The sequence below is a fragment of the Burkholderia sp. EMB26 genome, assembly GCF_024730645.1.
In the GTDB taxonomy this organism is placed as follows: Bacteria; Pseudomonadota; Gammaproteobacteria; order Burkholderiales; family Burkholderiaceae; genus Burkholderia; species Burkholderia cenocepacia.
On record NZ_CP078071.1, the window covers coordinates 584,937 to 605,148 of the forward strand.

Consider the following 20,212-nt stretch of genomic DNA (forward strand, 5'->3'; position numbering starts at 1 on the left):
CGCGCTGCCTGGCCGATCCCGCCCGCCGCGCCGCGCGGCGCCGGTTTCCCCTATAAGATGGCAGATTCCGTTCATCGAACGACGCTGCCATGACTTCCTCCCCTGCTCGAAACCCCATTCACTGCGAAATCGATCTCGACGCGCAAGGCAAGCACGCGGGCTACCTGCGGCTGCCGCACTCCGTGCACCGTTCCGCATACGGCTGGCTGCCGATCCCGATCGCGTCGATCCGCAACGGCGACGGCCCGGTCGCGCTCGTGATGGCCGGCAACCACGGCGACGAGTACGAAGGCCAGATCATCGTGTCGCAACTGATGCGCGAGATCGAACCCGACATGGTCCGCGGGCAGTTGATCCTGCTGCCGATGGCGAATTTCCCGGCGGCGGATGCGGGCCTGCGCGTGTCGCCGCTCGACGAAGGCAACCTGAACCGCAGCTTTCCCGGCGACCCGACCGGCACGCCGACGCAGATGATCGCCCACTACATCGAGCACGCGCTGCTGTCGCGCGCGCAGTATCTGGTCGACCTGCATTCGGGCGGCAGCTCGCTGCTGTACCAGGGCGGCAACATGCTCGCGATCGATCCGCTCGACGCCGACGAAGCCGAGAAGCTCAACGGGCTGCTGGTCGCGTTCGGATTGCACAATGCATTGCTGCACGCGCCGAATCCCGTGCATTCGGCGTCGGCCGCGCGCCGGCAAGGCGCGATCTCGATCGTCACCGAACTCGGCGGCGCCGGGATGGCCGATCCGTCGCTGATCCGGCTCGGTCGCCACGGACTGCTGCATTACCTCGGCTATATCGGGCTGTTGCACGGCGCGCTCGTGCCCGACGCGCCGCCGACCGTCACGCGCTTCATGCGCGTCGACGGCGATCGCCATTTCGTCTATGCGTACGAGCGTGGGCTGTACGAGCCGCTCGTCGAGCTCGGCGACCAGGTGAAGGCCGGGCAGCCGGCCGCGTGGGTACATTTCCCCGATACGCCGTTGCGCGAACCGGTGCTGCACCGGTTCAACGGCGACGGCGAGGTGGTGTGCAAGCGCGTGCCCGCGCAGGTGCGGCGCGGGGATTGCCTGTTTCAGCTCGCGGAGCCGTCGACGCCGCCGCGCGTCATCGCGTGAGGCACCCGACTGACGCGTTCACGACCGTCGCACGCTGCCAGTGCGGACACGCCGACCGTCAGTCGGACGACACCGGCGACTCGTTTCCCTGCGCAACACCGCATTGATGGCAATGCGGAAAGAAGAAGAAATTCCGGCCACCGCATTCGCACACATTGAAAAGCCTCAATCCGCAATGGACGCAGAACGTGGAGTCGTTGCCACCGAGACTCCATTGTTTGTCGCATGACGGGCAGCGCTTTTTTTCGAGCGACCGGACGGCTTTTTCGTATCCGATCGTGCGCGCGCGTTCGCCCTGATCCTGCTGCAATTCGAGCCGTTTGCGCTCGGCATAGCGCTGAAACGCCTTCATCATGTAAAGACCGGCGAATACCGTGAGCACGATGCCGACCAGGACCCGGACATAGCCGCCGAAATTCGGCAGGTACGGCACCAGTTCAATGAAAAACGCGCTCAGCGCAAACAGGCCGAAACCGTACACGAACGGCCAGTAGCGCGCGTTGCGGTAGCGGATGAACAGCCAGGTCGCGACCAGCAGTATCGGCAACGTCAGCGCCAGCCGCAGCCCGAACACCTGCATCTCGTAGCGCCGGGTCGCGTCGTCGAAGCGCCGTTCGGCTGCTGTGTCCGCTTCGGCGATTTGCGTGTCGACTTGCGTCTGCTGCGATGCCAGCGCCCGTTGCTGGTCGCCGATCGCATCGATCTGATGCTGCCAGTTGACGACCACTGCCTGCAGCGTATCCAGCTTGCGCGTTCTCGCCACGATGTCCGGGTCCCCCGCACCGTCTCCCGTCACCGCGCGGGTGGCCAGCCAGTTGCGGAAACTTTCCTTTTCGGCCGCGTACGCCTTCGCGGCACGGCCGCGCGCCACTTCCATCGTGTCGACCTTCTCGGCGAGCGCATCGCGCTGCGCCTGCAACTGACGCCGCGCCGCGTCCAGCCGCGCTTTTAACGGAGCGTCGGCGAATTGCTCGATGACCGGCGGACCACCCCGAGGCGCGAACGCCATGTCGCGAATCACGAGACTGCCGAGCATGTTCAGAAAGACGGCGAAGATGATCGCGATCACCCATGACGCGAGTCGCAGGAGCCGCGCAGGGCTGGTCAGGCCGTCGCCGGAAGTCATCATGGTTTTTCCTTCCTTGTTGTTGGAATGGTTTCCATTGGTATCAATCTTGATGCAACCGTCGATGCTCTCTTTGTCGTCGGTTGCCGTGCGGCGCCGCGCTGATGCCGAATGCCGATCCTAAACGGTCGGCCCCCATTCGCGCTAGCGGGCAAGTCCCCTCGACATTGGCGTCGAATCTCCGCCACTGACCGGCAATCGCCCCCGTCATATAGAATGACGCGCTTTGCCCGTACGCCTATGTGGTTCAAGAATCTCCAGCTTCACCGTCTTCCCGCACCCTGGGCCGTCACCCCCGACCAGATGGAAAAATGGCTCGCGCCTCACGCATTCCAGCCGGGCAGCAGCGTCGAAATGCAGCGCGTCGGCTGGGCGTCGCCGCGTGACGGCGGCGCGCTCGTGTATTCGGTCAACCGGCAGATGCTGCTGGTGTTTCGTGCCGAAAAGAAGCTGCTCCCGGCGTCGGTCGTCAATCAGGTCACCAAGGCCCGTGCGCTCGAACTCGAAGAGCAGCAAGGCTTCAAGGTCGGCCGGAAACAACTGCGCGAACTCAAGGAACAGGTGACCGACGAACTGCTGCCGCGCGCGTTCAGCATTCGCCGCGATACCCGCGTGTGGATCGATACGGCGAACGGCTGGCTCGTCATCGATGCGGCGGCCCAGGCGCTCGCCGACGACGTTCGCAGCCTGCTCGTCAAATCGATCGACGGTTTGCCGCTCGCCGGCGTTCAGGTGGCGCGCTCGCCGGTCGCCGCGATGACGGACTGGCTGCTGTCCGGCGACGCGCCGGGCGGATTCACCGTCGACCAGGACGTCGAGTTGCGCTCGAGCGGCGAAGGCGGCGCCACCGTACGCTACGTCGGCCACGCGCTGGAAGCGAACGACATGCGCCGGCACATCGAAGCCGGCAAACAATGCATGCGCCTCGCGATGACCTGGGACGACCGGATCTCGTTCGTGCTGACTCCGTCGCTGACGATCAAGCGGGTCACGCCGCTCGACGTGATCAAGGAGGCGGCGGACCCCACCGCGCAGAACGACGACGAGCGCTTCGACTCCGACTTCACGCTGATGACGGGTGAATTGGCGCGGATGCTGACCAGTCTCGTCGATATCCTGGGCGGGGATCGGCAGGACTCGGTTCCTCAGCCGGCAGCAGCCTGAACAGCGTCGTCGAGGGTCGTCGCCGCGCGACGACGCGACAATTCAAGGGGGACCGTCGCCATCATGGCGACGGATCGCGGCCGGGGGCGCGGCCGTGAAAAGCCTGCCCCCATCAGCATGAGGCATGACCGGCAGGCGATCGAAACGACGACACCCCGCCAATCCACGGCGGCCCTTCCCCGTCGTCCACACCGCAAACGGGCACGGCTCGCCCACGCCCGCTCGCCCCACCCCACGCCCCCTGCAAGCCTTCTTACGCCTTCCGCGAAATCCTTATCGAAATTGCTTCGTTCGCCTTTGCCGGCCGCGCCGCTAACGTGTTCAAAACGGCGGCGGCACGCCGGATGCCTCGCATCGGGCACGACAGCCGCCGCCATCACGACAACTGCGTCGCGATAACGGAACAGACCGGACGGGCCGCGTGCCCGCACCCCGCCAGGAACGTCCGCATCGCGCGCCATTCGCGATGCCCATGGCCACGAACGACCGCATCATCGACACGACGCCGCTCGACGTCCGCGCGCAGCCGCTGATCGACGCGCTGATCGACGAGTATTCGATCCGTTACGACGCGTACCGCCCCGACAGCCGCGCGTCGGCCCGCGACGAACTCGCACGCTACCCGGCCGAACTGTTCGCGCCGCCCGAAGGCGCGTTCGTGCTGTTGCTGCGCGACGGCGAAACGATCGGCGGCGGCGCGTTCAAGCGCTACGACGCACGGACCGCCGAACTCAAACGCATCTGGACGCGCACCGACCTGCGCCGCCAGGGCCTCGCCCGGCGCATCGTCGAAGCGCTCGAACTGCGCGCCGCGCAGCAGGGCTACCAGCGCCTCTACCTGACCACCGGCTTTCGCCAGCCCGAAGCATGGGCGCTGTACGACCGCACCGGCTATACGCGGCTGTTCGATTCGTCGATCGATCCCGAAGCGTATTTCCATCTGCGCTTCGGCAAGGATCTCGTCGATCCGTCGCGCACGTCGACGCTGGCCGACCTGTGGGCGCCGGTGCCCGAACCGGTGCTGCCGCGCTGAGTGCACGACGTCCCGCATTTCATCTCGCCCATTCCGCTTTCCACGCTTCCACGACAGGACGTCTTCATGCATCGAGCCGTACCGTTTTCATCCCGTGCCGTGCGCACGCTGGCCACCGCGCTGATCGGCCTGAGCGCCTTCGCCGCCGCGACGGCTGCAGCTGCCGCGACGTTCGACCTGAGCCCCGAACAACGCGGCCGCCCGCGTGGCACCCCCGATGCGGCGGTCGAGCGCGCGGTGCCCGCGTCGTTCAAGTTCGCCGACCCCGGCACGCTGACGATCGGGATCGCGCCGAGCCTGCCGCCGATCAGTTCATATGCGACCGACGCGCGCACGGTGATCGGCTTCGACGCCGACGTCGGTCAGCTCGTGTCCGACAGCCTCGGCCGCAAGCTGAAGATCGTCGCGCTCGCGTGGGCCGACTGGCCGCTGGCGCTCGAATCGGGGAAAGTCGACGCGGTGATCTCGAACGTGACCGTCACCGAGGAGCGCAAGCAGAAGTTCGATTTCTCGACCTATCGCAAGGATCAGGTCGGCTTCTACGTCCGCAACGACAGCAAGATCCAGGCGATCCGCGAGCCGAAGGACGTCGCGGGGCTGCGCATCGTGACCGACGCCGGCACCAACCAGGAAAAGATCCTGCTCGCCTGGGACCGCGAGAACGTCGCGCACGGGCTGAAACCCGTGCAGATCCAGTATTACGACGACCAGGCGATGCGCATCGTCGCCGTGCAGTCGGGCCGCGCCGACGCGGTGTTCAGCGTGAACTCGGTGCTCGCGTATCAAAGCGCGCAGCAAGGCAAGACGCGGCTCGTCGGCGCGATCAGCGGCGGCTGGCCGCGCACGGCCGACATCGCGATCGCGACGCGTCGCGGCAGCGGCCTCGCCGAGCCGCTGACCGTCGCGCTGAACGGGCTGATCAAGAGCGGCCGCTACCAGCAGGTGCTCGACCGCTGGAACCTCGCGTCCGAAGCGATCGACCAGTCGCGCACGAATCCGCCCGGGCTGCCGAAGAGCTGAGCGCCGCGCGCCCGCAACCGTCCATCCACGCTCACGCAGGAACGCCGCTCACCATGTCTTATTCGCTTTCGTTGCTGGACAAGAGTCCGATCGCCGACGGCGCGAACGCCGCCGATGCGCTGCGCTTCACCACGACGCTCGCGCAACGCGCCGAACAGCTCGGCTACGCGCGCTTCTGGGTCGCCGAACATCACGGCACGCCGGGTTTCGCGAGCTCGGCGCCGGAGATCGTCGTCGCGCACCTGCTCGCGCACACGTCGCGCATCCGCATCGGCTCGGGCGGCGTGATGCTGCAGCACTACAGCCCGTTCAAGGTCGCGGAGACCTTCAAGCTGCTGGCCGCGCTCGCGCCGGGCCGCGTCGATCTCGGCATCGGCAAGGCGCCCGGCGGGCTGCCGCTGACCACGCGCGCGCTGCAGTGGTTCCACGACAAGGCGCGCAAGCCCGATTTCGCGGGGCAGCTCGCGGCGCTCGACGCGTTTCTCGGCTGGGGCGTGGCCGAGGATCATCCGCTCGCCGGCGCGGTCGCGATGCCGGTGCCGCCGCAGTTGCCCGAACGCATCCTGCTCGGCGGCTCGCCGGACAGCGGCGCGCTCGCCGCGCGCAACGGCTGGCGTTTTTGCTACGCGGGCCATTTCAACGGCGACGACGCGAATCTCGAACGCTCGCTCGACGCCTACCGCAGCGCGGGCGGCGAGAAACCGCTCGTCGCGCTGTATGCGGTCGCCGCGCCGACCCGCGACGAAGCCGAACGACTGATCGGGCCGCTGAAGATCTTCAAGCTGCAGTTCGCGGGCGGCCAGAGCTTCAACCTCGCCAGCGCGCAGGCAGCCGCGGAATTCGCGCGGCAAAGCGGCGCATCCGACTACCGGATCGACGAGCTGCGCCCGACGGTGCTCGCCGATACGCCCGAGCGCGTGCATCGCGCGCTCGACGCGCTGAGCCGCCGGCTCGACGTCGATGCGTTCGTGATCGATTCGCCGGTGTCCGACTACGCGGCGCGACTCGCATCGGCCGAATGGCTCGGCGGCGCGCTGTCCACCACGCCGTTGCAGGCGGCCCTCGCGGCCGACCGCTCCCTCTCCCCTGACCCGAACGCGTGACATTCCCATCATGACGACCCGACGATCGATCCCCTTCGGCCTGATGCTGCAAGGCGCAGGCAGCCACATGAACGCGTGGCGGCATCCGAGCAACCCGCCCGACGCGAGCATCAACCTCGATTTCATGATCGGCGTCGCCCGCAAGGCGGAAGCCGCCGGCATCGCGTTCGCGTTCGTCGCGGACGGCCTCTACATCAACGAGAAGTCGATCCCGCATTTCCTGAACCGCTTCGAGCCGCTGACCGTGCTGTCGGCGCTCGCGGTCGCGACGAAGAAGATCGGGCTCGCGGGCACGATCTCGACGTCGTACAGCGAGCCGTTCACGGTCGCACGCCAGCTCGCGTCGCTCGACGCGATCAGTGGCGGGCGCGCCGGCTGGAACGTCGTGACGACGCCGCTCGAAGGCACCGCGAAGAATTTCGGCAAGGCGCACCCGGATCACGAACTGCGCTACGAAATCGCCGACGAATATCTCGACGTCGTGCAGGGCCTGTGGGACAGCTGGGACGACGATGCATTCGTGCGCGACCGCGCGAGCGGCCGCTTCTTCGATCGCGACAAGCTGCATACGCTCGATCACCACGGCCGCTTCTTCCAGGTCGCGGGCCCGCTGAACATCCAGCGCTCGCCGCAGGGGCAGCCGGTGATCTTCCAGGCCGGCTCGTCCGACACCGGGATCGGCCTCGCGGGCAAATACGCGGATGCCGTGTTCACGCATTCGCCGTCGATCGACGAAACGGCCGCGTTCACGCGGCGCGTGAAACAGAGCGCGATCGAGCACGGGCGGCAGGCCGGCGACGTGAAGATCTTCCCCGGCGTCGGGCCGATCGTCGGCCGCACGGCCGCCGAAGCGGAGGACAAATACCAGGCGATCCGCGACCTGCTGACGATCGACGAGGCGCTCGCGTACCTCGGCCGCTATTTCGATCACCACGACTTCACGCAGTACCCGCTCGACGCGCCGTTCCCGGAACTCGGCGAGCTCGGCCGCAACAGCTTCCGCTCGACCACCGACCGGATCAAGGCCGATGCGAAACGCAAGGGCCTGTCGCTGCGCGAGACCGCGCTCGCGGTCGCGACGCCGCGGCCGAACTTCATCGGCACGGCCGAGCACGTCGCCGACGAACTGATCCGCTGGCACGACGCGGGCGCCGGCGACGGCTTCATCCTCGGTTTCCCGGTGCAGGCGCAGGGCGTCGACGATTTCATCGAACTCGTGATTCCGGTGCTCGAGGCGCGCGGCCGCTACAGCCGCGACCTGCCCGGCGCGACACTGCGCGATCACCTCGGTCTGCCGCGCAAGGCGAGCCGCTACGCGGCGCCCGGCGCCGCACAGGAAGCGGCGGCCGAAGCGCACGCCTGACGCCGCCGCGCCGCCCGTGCGCGGCGCGCCCGCCGATCGATCGATTCGAGGATTCCCACGACATGAGCGACACGACCCATCTCGGCGGCGCGCTGCCGCCGCTCTCTTCCCCCGGCGCTCGCGAGCCCGGCACGCGTTTGCGGATCGTGCCCGCGCGCCACCGGTCGCGCACGGCCGGCACCGTGCTCGCGCTCGTGCTGATCGCGCTCACGCTGCATTCGATTCTCGGCAACCCGCAGTGGGGCTGGCCGGTGTTCGCCGAATGGTTCCTGTCGCCGCCGGTGCTGTCGGGGCTCGCGCGCACGCTGGTGCTGACGCTGCTCGGCGCGGTGTTCGGCTTCGTGCTCGGCGCGTTCGTCGCGCTGGCCCGGCTGTCGCGGTCGCGCCTGCTGTCGGCCAGCGCATGGACCTTCGTGTGGCTGTTCCGCTCGATTCCGCTGATCGTGCTGCTGCTGATCCTGAACAACCTCGGCTACCTGTACGAGCACGTGCGGCTCGGCGTGCCGTTCACCGACATCGTGTGGTTCGACACGCCGACGACCGACCTCATCAGCCCGTTCCTCGCGGCCGTGCTCGGCCTCACGCTGAATCATGCGGCGTTTTCCGCGGAGGTGATCCGCGGCGGCATTCTCGCGGTCGACCAGGGCCAGCTCGAAGCCGCCGCCGCGCTCGGGCTGCCGCGCGGCCGCCAGACGTCGCGGATCGTGCTGCCGCAGGCGATGCGCGCGATCCTGCCGACCGCGTTCAACGACCTGATCACGCTCGCGAAAGGCACGTCGATGGTGTACGTGCTCGCGATGCCGGAGTTGTTCTACACGGTGCAGGTGATCTATCGCCGCAACCTCGAAGTGATTCCGCTGCTGATGGTCGCGACCGTCTGGTACCTGATCATCCTGACCGTGCTGTCCGCGATCCAGGTACAGGTCGAGCGGCACTATGCACGCGGCGCGCTGCGCAACCCGCCGCCGTCCGTGGTCACGTTCGCGCTGGCGCGCATCGGCGGGCTGTGGCGGCGTGTCACGTCGCGCCGCACGGCCTCGATCGCCCGTGCACGAGGCGAGGCCGGCCCGTCTGCCGATACCGTGGCCGCGGTGTCGCGCACCGGCGGCGAAGTGGCCGTGCATGGCGTGTCGAAGCAGTTCGGCATGCAGCGCGTGCTCGACAACGTGTCGTTCGTCGCGCCGCGCGGCAGCGTGACCGTGATCGTCGGGCCGTCCGGCTCCGGCAAGTCGACGCTGCTGCGCACGATCAACCATCTCGAACGCGTCGACGACGGCTTCATCGACATCGACGGCGAGCTGATCGGCTATCGCCGCGACGGCGACGTGCTGCACGAGCTGAAGGAGCGCGACGTGCTGAAGCGGCGCACGGCCGTCGGCATGGTGTTCCAGAACTTCAACCTGTTCCCGCACCTGACGGTGCTCGAGAACCTCATCGAAGCGCCGGTCGCCGTCGCCGGCGTGACGCGCGATGCAGCCGAGCACAGCGCACGCGCGCTGCTCGCGCGGGTCGGCCTCGCGGATAAGGCCGATGCGTACCCGCGCCAGTTGTCCGGCGGCCAGCAGCAACGTGTCGCGATCGCGCGGGCGCTCGCATTGCGGCCGAAGGTGCTGCTGTTCGACGAGCCGACGTCGGCGCTCGATCCCGAACTCGTGAACGAAGTGCTCGACGTGATCAAGGAACTCGCGCGCTCGGGCACGACGCTCGTGATCGTCACGCACGAAATCGGCTTCGCGCGCGAAGTGGCGGACAACGTGCTGTTCATGGAACGCGGGCGCATCGTCGAGGCCGGGCCGCCCGCCGCCGTGCTCGATGCGCCGTCGCATCCGCGCACCCGCGCGTTCCTGTCGCGGGTGCTGTGATGCGCGCCGCTTCCGACTTGCGGGGTGCCGCACGATGACCGATCGACGCCAGTTCATCACGGCCGCGCTGCTCGCGGCATCGGGCCTGCCGTGGCAGGCGGCACGCGCGGCGGCGGCCACCGCCGACCTCGACCCGCGCCAGGCCGGCCGCCCGCGCGCCGGCCCCGACGACGCGGCCATCCGCGCGGCCAGCGGCTACCGCTGGGTGCGCGACGGCGCGTTCACGGTCGCGATCTCGCCGCACGCACCGCCCGTGTCGACCTATGCGACCGACGCGCGCACCGTGGTCGGCGCCGATCCCGACTATGCGCAGCTCGTTGCCGACGCGCTCGGCCGCACGCTCGTGCTGCTGCCGATCGCGTGGGCCGACTGGCCGCTCGGGCTGACGTCCGGCAAGTACGACGCGGTGATCTCGAACGTCGGCGTCACCGAGAAGCGCAAGGAGAAATACGATTTCACGACCTACCGGCTCGGGCTGCACGGCTTCTACGTGCGCACCGCCAGCCCGATCGCGAAGATCGCGGAGCCGAAGGACATCGCGGGTTTGCGGATCATCACCGGCGCCGGCACGAGCCAGGAGCGCATCCTGCTCGAATGGAGCAAGCGCAACGTCGCGCAGGGGCTGAAGCCGGCCGAGCTGCTCTATTTCGACGACGATGCGACGGCGCGCGTCGCGCTGCTGTCGGGCCGCGCGGATGCGGAGCTGAACCCGAACGCGTCGCTCGCGTACGAGGCCGCGCGCACCGGCAAGATCCGCCGCGTCGGCGTCGTCAATGCGGGCTGGCCGGCGAATGCGGACGTCGCGATCGCGACGCGCCGCGGCAGCGGGCTCGCGCCGGCGCTGACGCTCGCGACCAATGCGCTGATCGGCAACGGCCGCTACGGGCAGGCGCTCGCGCGCTGGGGTTTGCAGAGCGAGGCGATCGCGCGGGCGGAGACCAATCCGCCGGGGTTGCCGTCGTTCTGAGCGTTCAAGGCAAGCGCCCCGGCATGCCGTGATGGCGATGCCGGGGCGCGTCAACGTGCGGCAGTTCGGCGGGTTCGCCTACGCCGGCACCGCCGCCCGATAGCGGTCGAGCTCCGCAACATGCGCGTGAATCGCCGGGATCAGGTCGCGCCCGTAGGCCAGCGCATCGTCGAGCGGATCGAAACCGCGAATCAGGAACGTCGATACGCCGAGCCGGTAGTACGCGCCGAGCGCACGCGCGACCTGCTCGGGCGTACCGACCAGCGCGGTCGAATTCCAGCGCGCGCCGGTCAGGTTCGCAACGCCCATCCACAGCCGTTCGTCGAGCACGTCGCCCTGCGCGGCGGCGGCCATCAGCCGCTGCGAGCCCGCATTCTGCGGCGCGTGACCGGCGATCGGCTGACCGTTCGCGAGCCGCGCCGCGCGCACGCGTTCGCGGATCGCCTCGGCCTTTTCCCACGCGGCCGCCTCCGTATCCGCGACGATCGGCCGGAACGACACGCTGATGCGCGGCGCCCGCCCGAACGGCGCGGCGGCGGCCCGCACGCGCGCGATCTGCTCGCGCACCGCGTCGAGCGGCTCGCCCCACGTCATGTAGACATCCGCATGCTCGCCCGCGACGGCGAGCGCGGCCGGCGACGAGCCGCCGAAATAGATCGGCACATGCGGCCGCTGCACGCCCTTCACGACCGGCGACGCCCCGCGCAGCCGGTAGAACGCGCCGTCGTGATCGACCGGCGCATCGGCCAGCCAGATCCGTTTCAGCACGTCGAGATATTCGCCGGTGCGGCGATAGCGGGCATCGTGCGGCACGAAATCGCCGTCGCGCTGCAGATCCGCATCGTCGCCGCCGGACACCACGTTCAGCGCCAGCCTTCCGCCGCTGAACACGTCGAGCGTCGCTATCTGCCGCGCGGCGGCCGACGGCACGATCACGCCCGGCCGGTGCGCGAGCAGGAGACGGATGCGCGCGGTCGCGGCGGCCGCGAACGACGCGACGATGAAGCCGTCCGCCGCGTTGCTGAAATGGCCGATCAGGATCTGGTCGAAGCCGGCGGCTTCGTGCGCCTGCGCGAAGCGGCGCACGTAGTCCGGCTGGACGGCCGCGCCGCCCGGTACGTCGACCTCCGCGCCGGGTGTCGCGGTGATCATGCCGATGATGTCGACTGGCATGTCGGGATGTCCTCGGGTATGTCGATCGGGAAGCGCGGGAATCGTGCAGCGGGCCGCACGGTCACTGCGCGGCGGCGGTCTTCTGCGCAGGCGCCGCGAACGCGCCCGCATACGAGCGGTCGAGCAGCTTCGACGTGTCGTACGCGGCCGGAATCACGCCGGACTTGTGCAGGAAGTCGGCCGTGTTCTGCGCGTCCTTCGCGGCCGTCTCGTCGACCGGGCCGACGCGCTGCCGAGCATTGTTGAGCCAGCGATACGCGACGTCGGGTTCGAGATTCGCGCGTTTCGCCCACAGGTCCGCGTACTCGCGCGGATGGCTGTCGACCCACTGGCGTGCGGCCACCACGCGCCGCAGGAAATCGGTGATCTCCGCGCGCTTGCCCGAGGCGGCCTGCTCGTTCGCGGCGACGAAGCTCAGCGCCGGCATCAGCCCCTGCGCGGTCGTCACGGGCCGCGCGCCCTGCCGTAACGCCAGCGTGCTGACGAACGGCTCCCACAGCGACACCGCATCGACCGAACCGTTCGCGAGCGCGTTGGTCGCGTCGATCGGCATCAGGTACGCGTACTTCACCGAATCGGCGCGCAGGCCCGCGTGTTCGAGCGCGCGCAGCACGAGTTGCTGGCTCCAGGCGCCGCGCCATACCGCGATGGTCTTGCCCTGCAGGTCGGCCACGGTGCGCACCGGCGAGTTTTTCGGCACGAGGATCGCGACGCCGTCGAGGCTCTGCCGCGACACCGCGACGACCTTGACCGGCGCGCCGCGCGCGGCCAGCGTGAGCAGCGCGGAATCGCCGAGGAAGCCGAGGTCGATCGCGTTGCCGTTCAGGCTTTCGGCGACCGGCGCGGCGGCCTGGAAGTGCTTCCATTCGATCGTGTAAGGCAGGTCCTTCAGCACGCCGGACGCTTCCATCGATGCCTGGATGTTGAAGTAGTTCTGTTCACCGACGCGCAGCGTGACGGTGTCCTTGGCGATGCCCGGCTGCGCGGCAAGCGCCAGCAAGAGCGCCGTGACGATTCGGCTCAGCAACATGATCTCCCGGAAGGTTGGCGGGCGGCCGCGCGACGGCGACGCCCTTGGTCCGCCGTGCGCGACCGCCGGCGGAACGGATGGAACCGGTGAAGATACGTCGATCCACTTCATGACACAAACGCAATATTCTTCTATGCAAAGATGCAAATATTTTATGAAGCACGCGCGTGCGGCCACCGCTTCGCCGCCGGCCGCCGCCGCGTGAAGTTCGAACGATTCCTCGATAGATATTTCGCACGCGAAACACATTCCCGACTATATTTCGCATACGAAATAACTGCCCGAGCGAGGACGGCCATGACCTCCGAACCCATCGATTTTTCCGCCGCCGACGGCTACGTACTGCACGGCACGCTGTGGTCGCCGGACGCGCCGCCGCGCGCGCTGGTCCTGATCCATCCGGCGACGGCCGTGCCCGAGCGGCTGTATGCGGGCTTCGCGCGCTTCCTGACCGAGCGCGGTTTCGCGGCGCTGACCTACAACTATCGCGGCATCGGCGCATCGCGGCCCGCGCGGCTGCGCACGCTGCAGGCCCGCATGCGCGACTGGATGGAGCTCGACGTGGGCGCCGCGACCGCGTGGGCCCGGCACGCGCATGAAGGGCTGCCGTTGCTGGCGGTCGGCCACAGCGTCGGCGGACACGCGATCGGGCTGTCCGGCGCGACGACGCATCTGCGCGCGGCCGTGCTCGTCGCCGCGCATGCGGGCAGCACGCGGCTGATCGCGCAGGCGGCCGAACGCGTGAAGGTGCGGCTGATCCTGCGCGTGCTCGGCCCGCTGACGTCCGCGCTGCTCGGCTACGTGCCCGGCAAGCGGCTCGGGCTCGGCGAGGATCTGCCGGCCGGCGTGTTCCGCGAATGGAGCCGCTGGACGACGCTGCCGCACTACTTCTTCGACGATCCGACGCTCGGCGCGGCCGAGCGCTTCTCGAAGCAGCAGTTGCCGATCCTCGCGCTCGGCTTCGACGACGATCCGTGGGCGAATCCGGCCGCGATCGGCCTGCTGGTAAGCTATCTGACCCGCGCGAAGGTCGAACGCCGCCAGATCGATCCGCGTGCGGCGGGCAGCGGCCCGGTCGGGCACATGGGCTTCTTTCGCAGCCGGCCCGGCACCGTGCTGTGGCCCGACGTCGCCGACTGGCTCGCGCAGGCGCTCGACACGCCGCGCGCCACGGGCCGTCCCTCCCTTTCCATTGCAGCCGGGAACCCAGCTTGAGCGAAGACCGACGACTGTTTTTCATGTTGAACATCGGCCAGCGGCGCGTGCAGCGCTGGATCGACCGCAAGGCCGAAACCGAGACGCGCGCGAGCGCCGCGCAGGCCGGCGTGCTGTTCTGTCTCGCGAAACAGGACGGCGCGCTGATCGGCGAAGTCGGCGCGACGCTGCAACTTGCGCCGTCCGCGATGACGGGCCTCGCCGACCGGATGGCGAAAGCCGGCCTCATCACGCGTCATGCCGATTCGGACGACGGCCGCGCGACGCGGCTGTACCTGACCGACGACGGCCACGCGGCACTCAAGCGTGCGCGCGTGCTGCTGCGCGAACTCAACGGCAAGCTGTGCGACGGGTTTTCCGACGACGAACTCGACGTCGTCGCGCGCTGGCTGCATGCGTTGCAGGAGCGCTTTCCGGCGGAGCGCTGAACCGCGCTTCACGCGCGCGCGGCCGGCGTGCGCGCGCATCAATCGCAAGCGATTGCGATTCGCGTTTTCGATTCGATTTTCATGCCGCGCAACGGCAAAACTTGCGGGCCCGATGCGTGCTTTCGGCAACGCTTTCCGGCTACGTCCTGTTACAAAAAACCGCCTGTCGCGCGGCATTCGAATCGCCTACATTGCAATCCACTTCGACACATTCGTCGCATGCCCGGACTGGCTTTCCCGTCGGGTCGACATCGCAGACACACCCGACAAGCAATGAAAAGAAGAGGAGTCTTAACCGAAGCGCTGGCGGCATCCAGCGCACGCGGATTGCGATGACTGAAACGGCATGCTGAACGGCACGCAACGACACGCGGCATGATTGCCGCGCCTCGGCTCGCGTTGTCTCGTCGTGCCCCCGCCATCGCATTCGCCCCTCACCGAGGAGTCGTCCATGCGACGCATGATCGTGTCCCATCCGCTTGTCACCCGCCTGTCCGCCGCGATGGCGCTGGCCGCCGCTGCCGCGGCGCACGCCGAACCCGTCGTCGTCTCCGGCCCCAGCCCGTTCGCCGCGTGCACCATCGGCGGCCCGGGCACCAACTACGTGAATGCAGAAGTCGAACCGTGGCTCGCGGTCAACCCAGCGAACCCGAACAACATGATCGGCGTGTGGCAGCAGGACCGCTGGTCGAACGGCGGCGCCCACGGGCTCGTCGCCGGCTACACGTTCGACGCCGGCGCGACCTGGGCGCGCACGCCGCAGCCGTTCAGCGCATGCGCGCCGGGCGGGCTGAAATACGAGCGCGCGTCCGATCCGTGGGTATCGTTCGGGCCGGACGGCACCGCTTATTCGGTATCGATCTCGTTCAACCAGTCGAACAACGCCAACGCGGTCGGCGCGTCGGTCTCGACCGATGGTGGGCAAACGTGGAGCAGCCCGGCCGTGCTGATCGCGAACGACGAACCGACGACGCAGTTCTTCAACGACAAGGAATCGGTGACCGCCAACCCGGTGAAGGCCGGCACCGCGTACGCGGTATGGGACCGTCTCGAGCTGCCGAACGGCAATCCGTACGCGAACCTGCACACGAAGGCGTACCGCGGGCCGACGCTGTTCTCGAAGACGACCGACGGCGGCAAGACGTGGAGCGCCGCGAAGGTCATCGTCGACGTGCCGTCGCGCCAGCAGACGATCGGCAACCAGATCGTCGTCGATCCGAAGAGCGGCACGCTCTACGATTTCTTCGACCTGATCCAGCCGCCGTTCAGCAAGGCGGCCGGCAAGGTCGCGTTCATCAAGTCGACCGACGACGGTGCGACGTGGACCAAGCCGCAGGTGATCGCCGGACTGCAGACGGTCGGCGTCACGGATCCGAACACCGGCGAACCCGTGCGCACCGGCGACATCATTCCGGAACCCGCGATCGATCCCGCATCCGGGCAACTCTATGTCGTGTGGCAGGACAGCCGCTTCAACGGCGGCGCATACGACGAGATCGCGCTATCGACGTCGAAGGACGGCGGCGCGACCTGGAGCGCGCCGCAACAGGTGAACACGCCGACCGGACGCCCGGCGTTCAATCCGTCGGTGCGCGTCGACAACACGGGTGCGGTGATGGTCACGCACTACGACTTCCGCGACCTGCAGGCCGGCAACACGACGACGCTGCCGACCGGCTTCTGGCGCAAGATCTCGCACGACGGCGGCGCCACGTTCGCCGACGAGCGGCGCGTCGGCGGCCCGTTCGACATGAAGCTCGCGCCCAATGCCGAAGGGTTCTTCATCGGCGACTACCAGGGGCTCGACGTCCTTCCGTCGTCGTCGTTCCATCCGTTCTTCGTGCAGACCAACGCGGGCAACCTGACGAACCGCACCGACGTGTTCTTCGCGCCGTAACGCGAGCCCGACCATCTCGCCGCCGCCTCGCCGCCATGCGTCGCGCGGCGGCGGGCGCAGGTCCCGCGCCTCAATGCATGTCGGTCAGCACGATGCGCCCGTCGACCTTCCCTTCCCGCAGCTTCGCGAATACGTCGTTGATGTTGCCGAGCCGGTCGCGGTGGATGTGCGCGCGCACCAGGCCGTCCGCCGCGAAATCGAGCGATTCCTGCAGATCGCGCCGCGTGCCGACGATCGACCCGCGCACGGTGATGCCGTTCAGCACGGTCGAGAAGATCGGCAGCGGGAAATCGCCCGGCGGCAAACCGTTGAGCGCCACCGTGCCGCCGCGCCGGACCATCCCGAGCGCCTGCGCGAACGCGCTGCGCGACACGGCCGTGACGAGCACGCCGTGCGCGCCGCCGATTTCCTTCTGGATCACTGTTGCGGGGTCGTCGATCGACGCGTCGATCGTCAGGTGCGCGCCCAGTTGCCGCGCCAGCGCGAGCTTGTCGGGGGAAATGTCGATGGCCGCGACGTGCAGGCCCATCGCCCGCGCATACTGCACGGCCACGTGCCCGAGGCCGCCGATGCCGGAAATCGCGAGCCACTGGCCCGGGCGCGTGTCGGTGACGCGAATGCCCTTGTAGACCGTGACGCCCGCGCACAGGATCGGCGCGATCTCGTCGAACGCGACCTGCGCGGGCAACTGGCCGACGTAGTCGGGATCGGCCAGCACGTATTCCGCGTAGCTGCCGTTCACCGAATAGCCGGTGTTCTGCTGACCGTGGCAGAGCGTTTCCCAGCCCGTGCAGCAGTACTCGCAATGGCCGCAGGCCGTATAGAGCCACGGCACGCCGACGCGATCGCCCTCGCGCACGTGCGTGACGCCCGCGCCGACCGCCGCGACGATCCCCACGCCTTCATGGCCCGGGATGAACGGCAGCGACGGCTTGACGGGCCAGTCGCCGTCGGCCGCGTGCAGATCGGTATGGCAAACGCCCGACGCCTTGATGTTGACGAGAATCTGGCCGGGCCCCGGTGCCGGAATCGGCACTTCCTCGATGCGCAACGGCGCGCCGAACGCGTGTACCACGGCTGCTTTCATGGTCTGGGTCATGCGTCGCTCCTGTCTGGTCGATGAGCGACCCAGTATCCGGTTCCGGAATCGGAGCACGTTGATACGCGTCAACGCATCGGAACGGATGCAGCAATCGACCCGACGCGCCACGATCGGCATCGTTCGACGTGAAAGCTCGAGCCGTCGATCGCTCGCCGCCCCGCCGCTCGCGCCACCCTTTCACCGCTCCGACGGAAACCCGACGAGATCCCGCCATTCGGCTTGGAATTTGACATGATATAACATATCATTTCGCGTGCTCGTCCGCCTGACGCCGTCCCGACCCGGTGGCCGAGCCTCGCCGAGCCATGTTCCAACGGGTCATTGCGCGTCATTGACGCAACAATATATCGTATCCAGCGGTGGCCCGCATCGCTCGTTATCCGATCCGATTCCAACCGATTCACCGACCATGCGCGACCTCCCTCGCTTACCGCTTCGCCCGCTCTCGTCCCTGTCGCTGATGCTGTTCGCCGCCGTCGCCCACGCGCAGACCGATGCACCGGGCGCGTCCGGCACGCCCGCCAACCCATCCGCGCCGCTTGCACCGATCTTCGTGACCGCGAACCCGCTCGGCGACACCGAACTGATCGCCCCGACCGTCCAGCTCTCCGGCGATGCACTGACACGCCGCCAGGCCGATTCGCTCGGCGAAACGCTCAACGGGCTGCCCGGCGTGTCGACCACCACCTACGGGCCGATGGTCGGCCGGCCGATCATCCGCGGGATGGACGGCGACCGGATCCGGCTGCTGCAGAACGGCGTCGCGGCCTATGACGCGTCGTCGCTGTCGTACGACCATGCGGTGCCGCAGGATCCGCTGTCGATCGAGCGCGTCGAAATCGTGCGCGGGCCGGCCGCGCTGTTGTACGGCGGCAACGCGGTGGGCGGCGTGGTCAACACGATCGACAACCGGATTCCGCGCGAAGCGATCCAGGGGGTGACCGGCGCGCTCGACGCGCGCTACGGCGGCGCGAATTCCGTGCGTGCCGGCGCCGCGCAGGTCGAAGGCGGCAACGGCCGCTTCGCATTCCACGTCGACGCGTTCGATCGCGAAACGAGCAAGCTGCGGATTCCCGGCTACGCGCGCAGCAGCCAGCAACGCGCGATCGACGGTCCCGACACGCCGCAACCGGAAGGCAACGTGCCGAACAGCGACGGCCGCGTGCACGGCGGTGCGGTCGGCGCGTCGTACACGTGGGCGGACGGTTTCGCAGGCCTGTCGTACAGCGGCTACGAATCGAACTATGGCTCGGTCGCGGAAAGCGACGTGCGGCTGCGGATGCGTCAGGAACGCCTCGCGCTCGCCTCCGAGGTGCGCAACCTGAGCGGGCCGTTCACGACGCTGAAATTCGATTTCGCGTACACCGACTACCGTCACAAGGAAATCGACAACGGCGAGACGGCGACCACCTTCCGCAATCGCGGCTACGAGGCGCGCATCGAGGCGCGCCATCGCAAGATCGGGCCGTTCGAAGGCGCGATCGGCGTGCAGTTCGGCCAGAACACGTTCTCGGCGCTCGGCGACGAAATGCTCGTGCCGTCCACGCGCACCAACAGCGTCGCGCTGTTCGGCCTCGAGGAATGGCAGGTGGTCCCGGCGCTGAAGCTGAGCCTCGGCGGCCGCTTCGAGCATGTGAAGGTCGATCCCGATCCGGCCGGCGTCGAGAAATTCGCGGGCGCGCAGCCGCGCGACTTCAACGCGGGCAGCCTGTCGGCCGGCGCGCTGTTCACACTGACGCCGGTCTGGTCGATCGCGGCGAACGTCGCCTACACCGAACGCGCGCCGACCTTCTACGAGTTGTATTCGAACGGCCCGCACGATGCGACCGGCCAGTTCCTGATCGGCAACCCGAACGCGTCGAAGGAAAAGGCCGTGTCGACCGACCTGTCCCTGCGCTATGCGAGCGGGCCGAACCGCGGCAGCGTCGGCGTGTTCTACAACCGCTTCTCGAACTACCTGACCGAGTACAACACCGGCCGCGTCGTGGACGACGACGGCGAACCGGTCGCGCCCGGCACCGACGGCTCGCTCAACGAGGCGATCTACCGCGGCGTGCGCGCGGAGTTCTACGGCATCGAGCTGGACGGCAAGTGGCGGGCATTCTCGCGGCGCGGCCACACGGTCGATCTCGAACTGACGGCCGACTACACGCACGCGCGCAACGTCGACACGGGCCAGCCGCTGCCGCGCATCGCGCCGCTGCGCGCGACGCTCGCGGCCGACTACGGTTACGGCCCGTTCGGCGCGCGCGCGCAGGTCACGCATGCGTGGTCGCAGCATCGCGTGCCCGACGACGACTTCTCGACGGACGGCTATACGTCGCTCGGCGTGATGCTGACGTACAAGTTCCGCGTCGGCCCGACGCACTGGCTCGCGTACCTGCGCGGCGACAACCTGACGAACCAGGAAATTCGCTACTCGACGTCGGTCGTGCGCGGCTTCGCCCCGCAAGGCGGCCGCAGCGTGATGGCCGGATTGCGCACCACGTTCTGACCCTCGCACGGCTCGCGGCGCCCGCCGCGAGCCTTTTGCCGGCGCGCCCCCGAACCGCCCGCGCCTTTCCATTTATCCGTCAATCGATCGCATCGTTTCGCATTGAAACGCACG

At 68.4% G+C, this 20,212-nt stretch carries 16 protein-coding genes; 12 read left to right on the forward strand and 4 right to left on the reverse strand.

What is annotated here, in order from left to right:
- Positions 1-89: 89 nt before the first annotated feature.
- Positions 90-1,121 carry a succinylglutamate desuccinylase/aspartoacylase family protein gene (locus KU887_RS19310; protein ID WP_006483634.1) on the forward strand — a complete coding sequence of 344 codons (1,032 nt, stop codon included), beginning with the start codon at positions 90-92 and terminating at the stop codon, positions 1,119-1,121.
- Positions 1,122-1,179: 58 nt separating this feature from the next.
- Here the strand turns inward: KU887_RS19310 and KU887_RS19315 are convergent, their stop codons facing one another.
- Positions 1,180-2,247 carry a hypothetical protein gene (locus KU887_RS19315; RefSeq protein WP_077021512.1) on the reverse strand — a complete coding sequence of 356 codons (1,068 nt, stop codon included), beginning with the start codon at positions 2,245-2,247 and terminating at the stop codon, positions 1,180-1,182.
- 240 nt (positions 2,248-2,487) lie between these two features.
- Here KU887_RS19315 and KU887_RS19320 point away from each other — a divergent pair, with 240 nt between their 5' ends.
- From KU887_RS19320 to KU887_RS19355, 7 genes are all read left to right on the forward strand, one after another.
- Positions 2,488-3,411, forward strand: a complete 924-nt coding sequence (locus KU887_RS19320; protein ID WP_258258462.1) for a recombination-associated protein RdgC — start codon at positions 2,488-2,490, stop codon at positions 3,409-3,411.
- A 472-nt stretch (positions 3,412-3,883) separates the two neighbouring features.
- A complete protein-coding gene (locus KU887_RS19325) occupies positions 3,884-4,444 on the forward strand; it encodes a GNAT family N-acetyltransferase (RefSeq protein ID WP_006494834.1) in 561 nt (186 codons plus the stop codon).
- A gap of 66 nt (positions 4,445-4,510) precedes the next feature.
- On the forward strand, positions 4,511-5,464 hold the full coding sequence (locus tag KU887_RS19330) for an ABC transporter substrate-binding protein (protein WP_212158488.1): 954 nt from the start codon (positions 4,511-4,513) through the stop codon (positions 5,462-5,464).
- A gap of 53 nt (positions 5,465-5,517) precedes the next feature.
- The gene (locus KU887_RS19335; RefSeq protein WP_006483631.1) at positions 5,518-6,567 is read left to right on the forward strand and encodes an LLM class flavin-dependent oxidoreductase; all 1,050 of its coding nucleotides are present in this window, start codon (positions 5,518-5,520) and stop codon (positions 6,565-6,567) included.
- 10 nt (positions 6,568-6,577) lie between these two features.
- On the forward strand, positions 6,578-7,930 hold the full coding sequence (locus KU887_RS19340; protein WP_006494832.1) for an LLM class flavin-dependent oxidoreductase: 1,353 nt from the start codon (positions 6,578-6,580) through the stop codon (positions 7,928-7,930).
- 62 nt (positions 7,931-7,992) lie between these two features.
- Positions 7,993-9,792 carry an amino acid ABC transporter permease/ATP-binding protein gene (locus KU887_RS34595; protein WP_077188788.1) on the forward strand — a complete coding sequence of 600 codons (1,800 nt, stop codon included), beginning with the start codon at positions 7,993-7,995 and terminating at the stop codon, positions 9,790-9,792.
- 34 nt (positions 9,793-9,826) lie between these two features.
- The gene (locus tag KU887_RS19355; protein WP_006494830.1) at positions 9,827-10,759 is read left to right on the forward strand and encodes an ABC transporter substrate-binding protein; all 933 of its coding nucleotides are present in this window, start codon (positions 9,827-9,829) and stop codon (positions 10,757-10,759) included.
- 78 nt (positions 10,760-10,837) lie between these two features.
- On the opposite strand, the gene KU887_RS19360 is transcribed toward KU887_RS19355, so the two are convergent.
- Together KU887_RS19360 and KU887_RS19365 are read right to left on the reverse strand one after the other, a co-directional pair.
- Positions 10,838-11,932, reverse strand: a complete 1,095-nt coding sequence (locus KU887_RS19360) for an LLM class flavin-dependent oxidoreductase (RefSeq protein WP_258257266.1) — start codon at positions 11,930-11,932, stop codon at positions 10,838-10,840.
- A 61-nt stretch (positions 11,933-11,993) separates the two neighbouring features.
- A complete protein-coding gene (locus KU887_RS19365; protein ID WP_006494828.1) occupies positions 11,994-12,962 on the reverse strand; it encodes an ABC transporter substrate-binding protein in 969 nt (322 codons plus the stop codon).
- 297 nt (positions 12,963-13,259) lie between these two features.
- Here KU887_RS19365 and KU887_RS19370 point away from each other — a divergent pair, with 297 nt between their 5' ends.
- The 3 genes from KU887_RS19370 to KU887_RS19380 all read left to right on the forward strand — a co-directional run bounded on the left by KU887_RS19370 (position 13,260) and on the right by KU887_RS19380 (position 16,502).
- Positions 13,260-14,177, forward strand: a complete 918-nt coding sequence (locus KU887_RS19370; protein ID WP_048985433.1) for a serine aminopeptidase domain-containing protein — start codon at positions 13,260-13,262, stop codon at positions 14,175-14,177.
- Positions 14,174-14,605, forward strand: a complete 432-nt coding sequence (locus tag KU887_RS19375; protein WP_006483055.1) for a MarR family winged helix-turn-helix transcriptional regulator — start codon at positions 14,174-14,176, stop codon at positions 14,603-14,605. The genes KU887_RS19370 and KU887_RS19375 overlap by 4 nt, the downstream gene beginning before the upstream one ends.
- A gap of 451 nt (positions 14,606-15,056) precedes the next feature.
- Positions 15,057-16,502, forward strand: coding sequence for a sialidase family protein (locus KU887_RS19380; protein WP_006483052.1), 1,446 nt, complete (start codon positions 15,057-15,059; stop codon positions 16,500-16,502).
- A 70-nt stretch (positions 16,503-16,572) separates the two neighbouring features.
- Here KU887_RS19380 and adhP read toward each other — a convergent pair whose 3' ends face one another.
- Positions 16,573-17,601: an alcohol dehydrogenase AdhP gene (adhP, locus tag KU887_RS19385; RefSeq protein WP_006483046.1), complete on the reverse strand. Its 1,029-nt coding sequence runs from the start codon at positions 17,599-17,601 to the stop codon at positions 16,573-16,575.
- Positions 17,602-18,013: 412 nt separating this feature from the next.
- On the opposite strand from adhP, the gene KU887_RS19390 reads away from it, so the two are divergent.
- Positions 18,014-20,098, forward strand: coding sequence for a TonB-dependent receptor (locus KU887_RS19390; protein ID WP_230204626.1), 2,085 nt, complete (start codon positions 18,014-18,016; stop codon positions 20,096-20,098).
- Positions 20,099-20,212 lie beyond the last annotated feature (114 nt).

Bases quoted from the DNA above. Each gene is read 5' to 3' on its own strand.
- KU887_RS19310 (WP_006483634.1), top strand. From the start codon at position 90: ATGACTTCCTCCCCTGCTCGAAACCCCATTCACTGCGAAATCGATCTC.
- KU887_RS19315 (WP_077021512.1), bottom strand. From the start codon at position 2,247: ATGACTTCCGGCGACGGCCTGACCAGCCCTGCGCGGCTCCTGCGACTC.
- KU887_RS19320 (WP_258258462.1), top strand. From the start codon at position 2,488: ATGTGGTTCAAGAATCTCCAGCTTCACCGTCTTCCCGCACCCTGGGCC.
- KU887_RS19325 (WP_006494834.1), top strand. From the start codon at position 3,884: ATGGCCACGAACGACCGCATCATCGACACGACGCCGCTCGACGTCCGC.
- KU887_RS19330 (WP_212158488.1), top strand. From the start codon at position 4,511: ATGCATCGAGCCGTACCGTTTTCATCCCGTGCCGTGCGCACGCTGGCC.
- KU887_RS19335 (WP_006483631.1), top strand. From the start codon at position 5,518: ATGTCTTATTCGCTTTCGTTGCTGGACAAGAGTCCGATCGCCGACGGC.
- KU887_RS19340 (WP_006494832.1), top strand. From the start codon at position 6,578: ATGACGACCCGACGATCGATCCCCTTCGGCCTGATGCTGCAAGGCGCA.
- KU887_RS34595 (WP_077188788.1), top strand. From the start codon at position 7,993: ATGAGCGACACGACCCATCTCGGCGGCGCGCTGCCGCCGCTCTCTTCC.
- KU887_RS19355 (WP_006494830.1), top strand. From the start codon at position 9,827: ATGACCGATCGACGCCAGTTCATCACGGCCGCGCTGCTCGCGGCATCG.
- KU887_RS19360 (WP_258257266.1), bottom strand. From the start codon at position 11,932: ATGCCAGTCGACATCATCGGCATGATCACCGCGACACCCGGCGCGGAG.
- KU887_RS19365 (WP_006494828.1), bottom strand. From the start codon at position 12,962: ATGTTGCTGAGCCGAATCGTCACGGCGCTCTTGCTGGCGCTTGCCGCG.
- KU887_RS19370 (WP_048985433.1), top strand. From the start codon at position 13,260: ATGACCTCCGAACCCATCGATTTTTCCGCCGCCGACGGCTACGTACTG.
- KU887_RS19380 (WP_006483052.1), top strand. From the start codon at position 15,057: ATGCGACGCATGATCGTGTCCCATCCGCTTGTCACCCGCCTGTCCGCC.
- adhP (WP_006483046.1), bottom strand. From the start codon at position 17,601: ATGACCCAGACCATGAAAGCAGCCGTGGTACACGCGTTCGGCGCGCCG.
- KU887_RS19390 (WP_230204626.1), top strand. From the start codon at position 18,014: ATGCGCGACCTCCCTCGCTTACCGCTTCGCCCGCTCTCGTCCCTGTCG.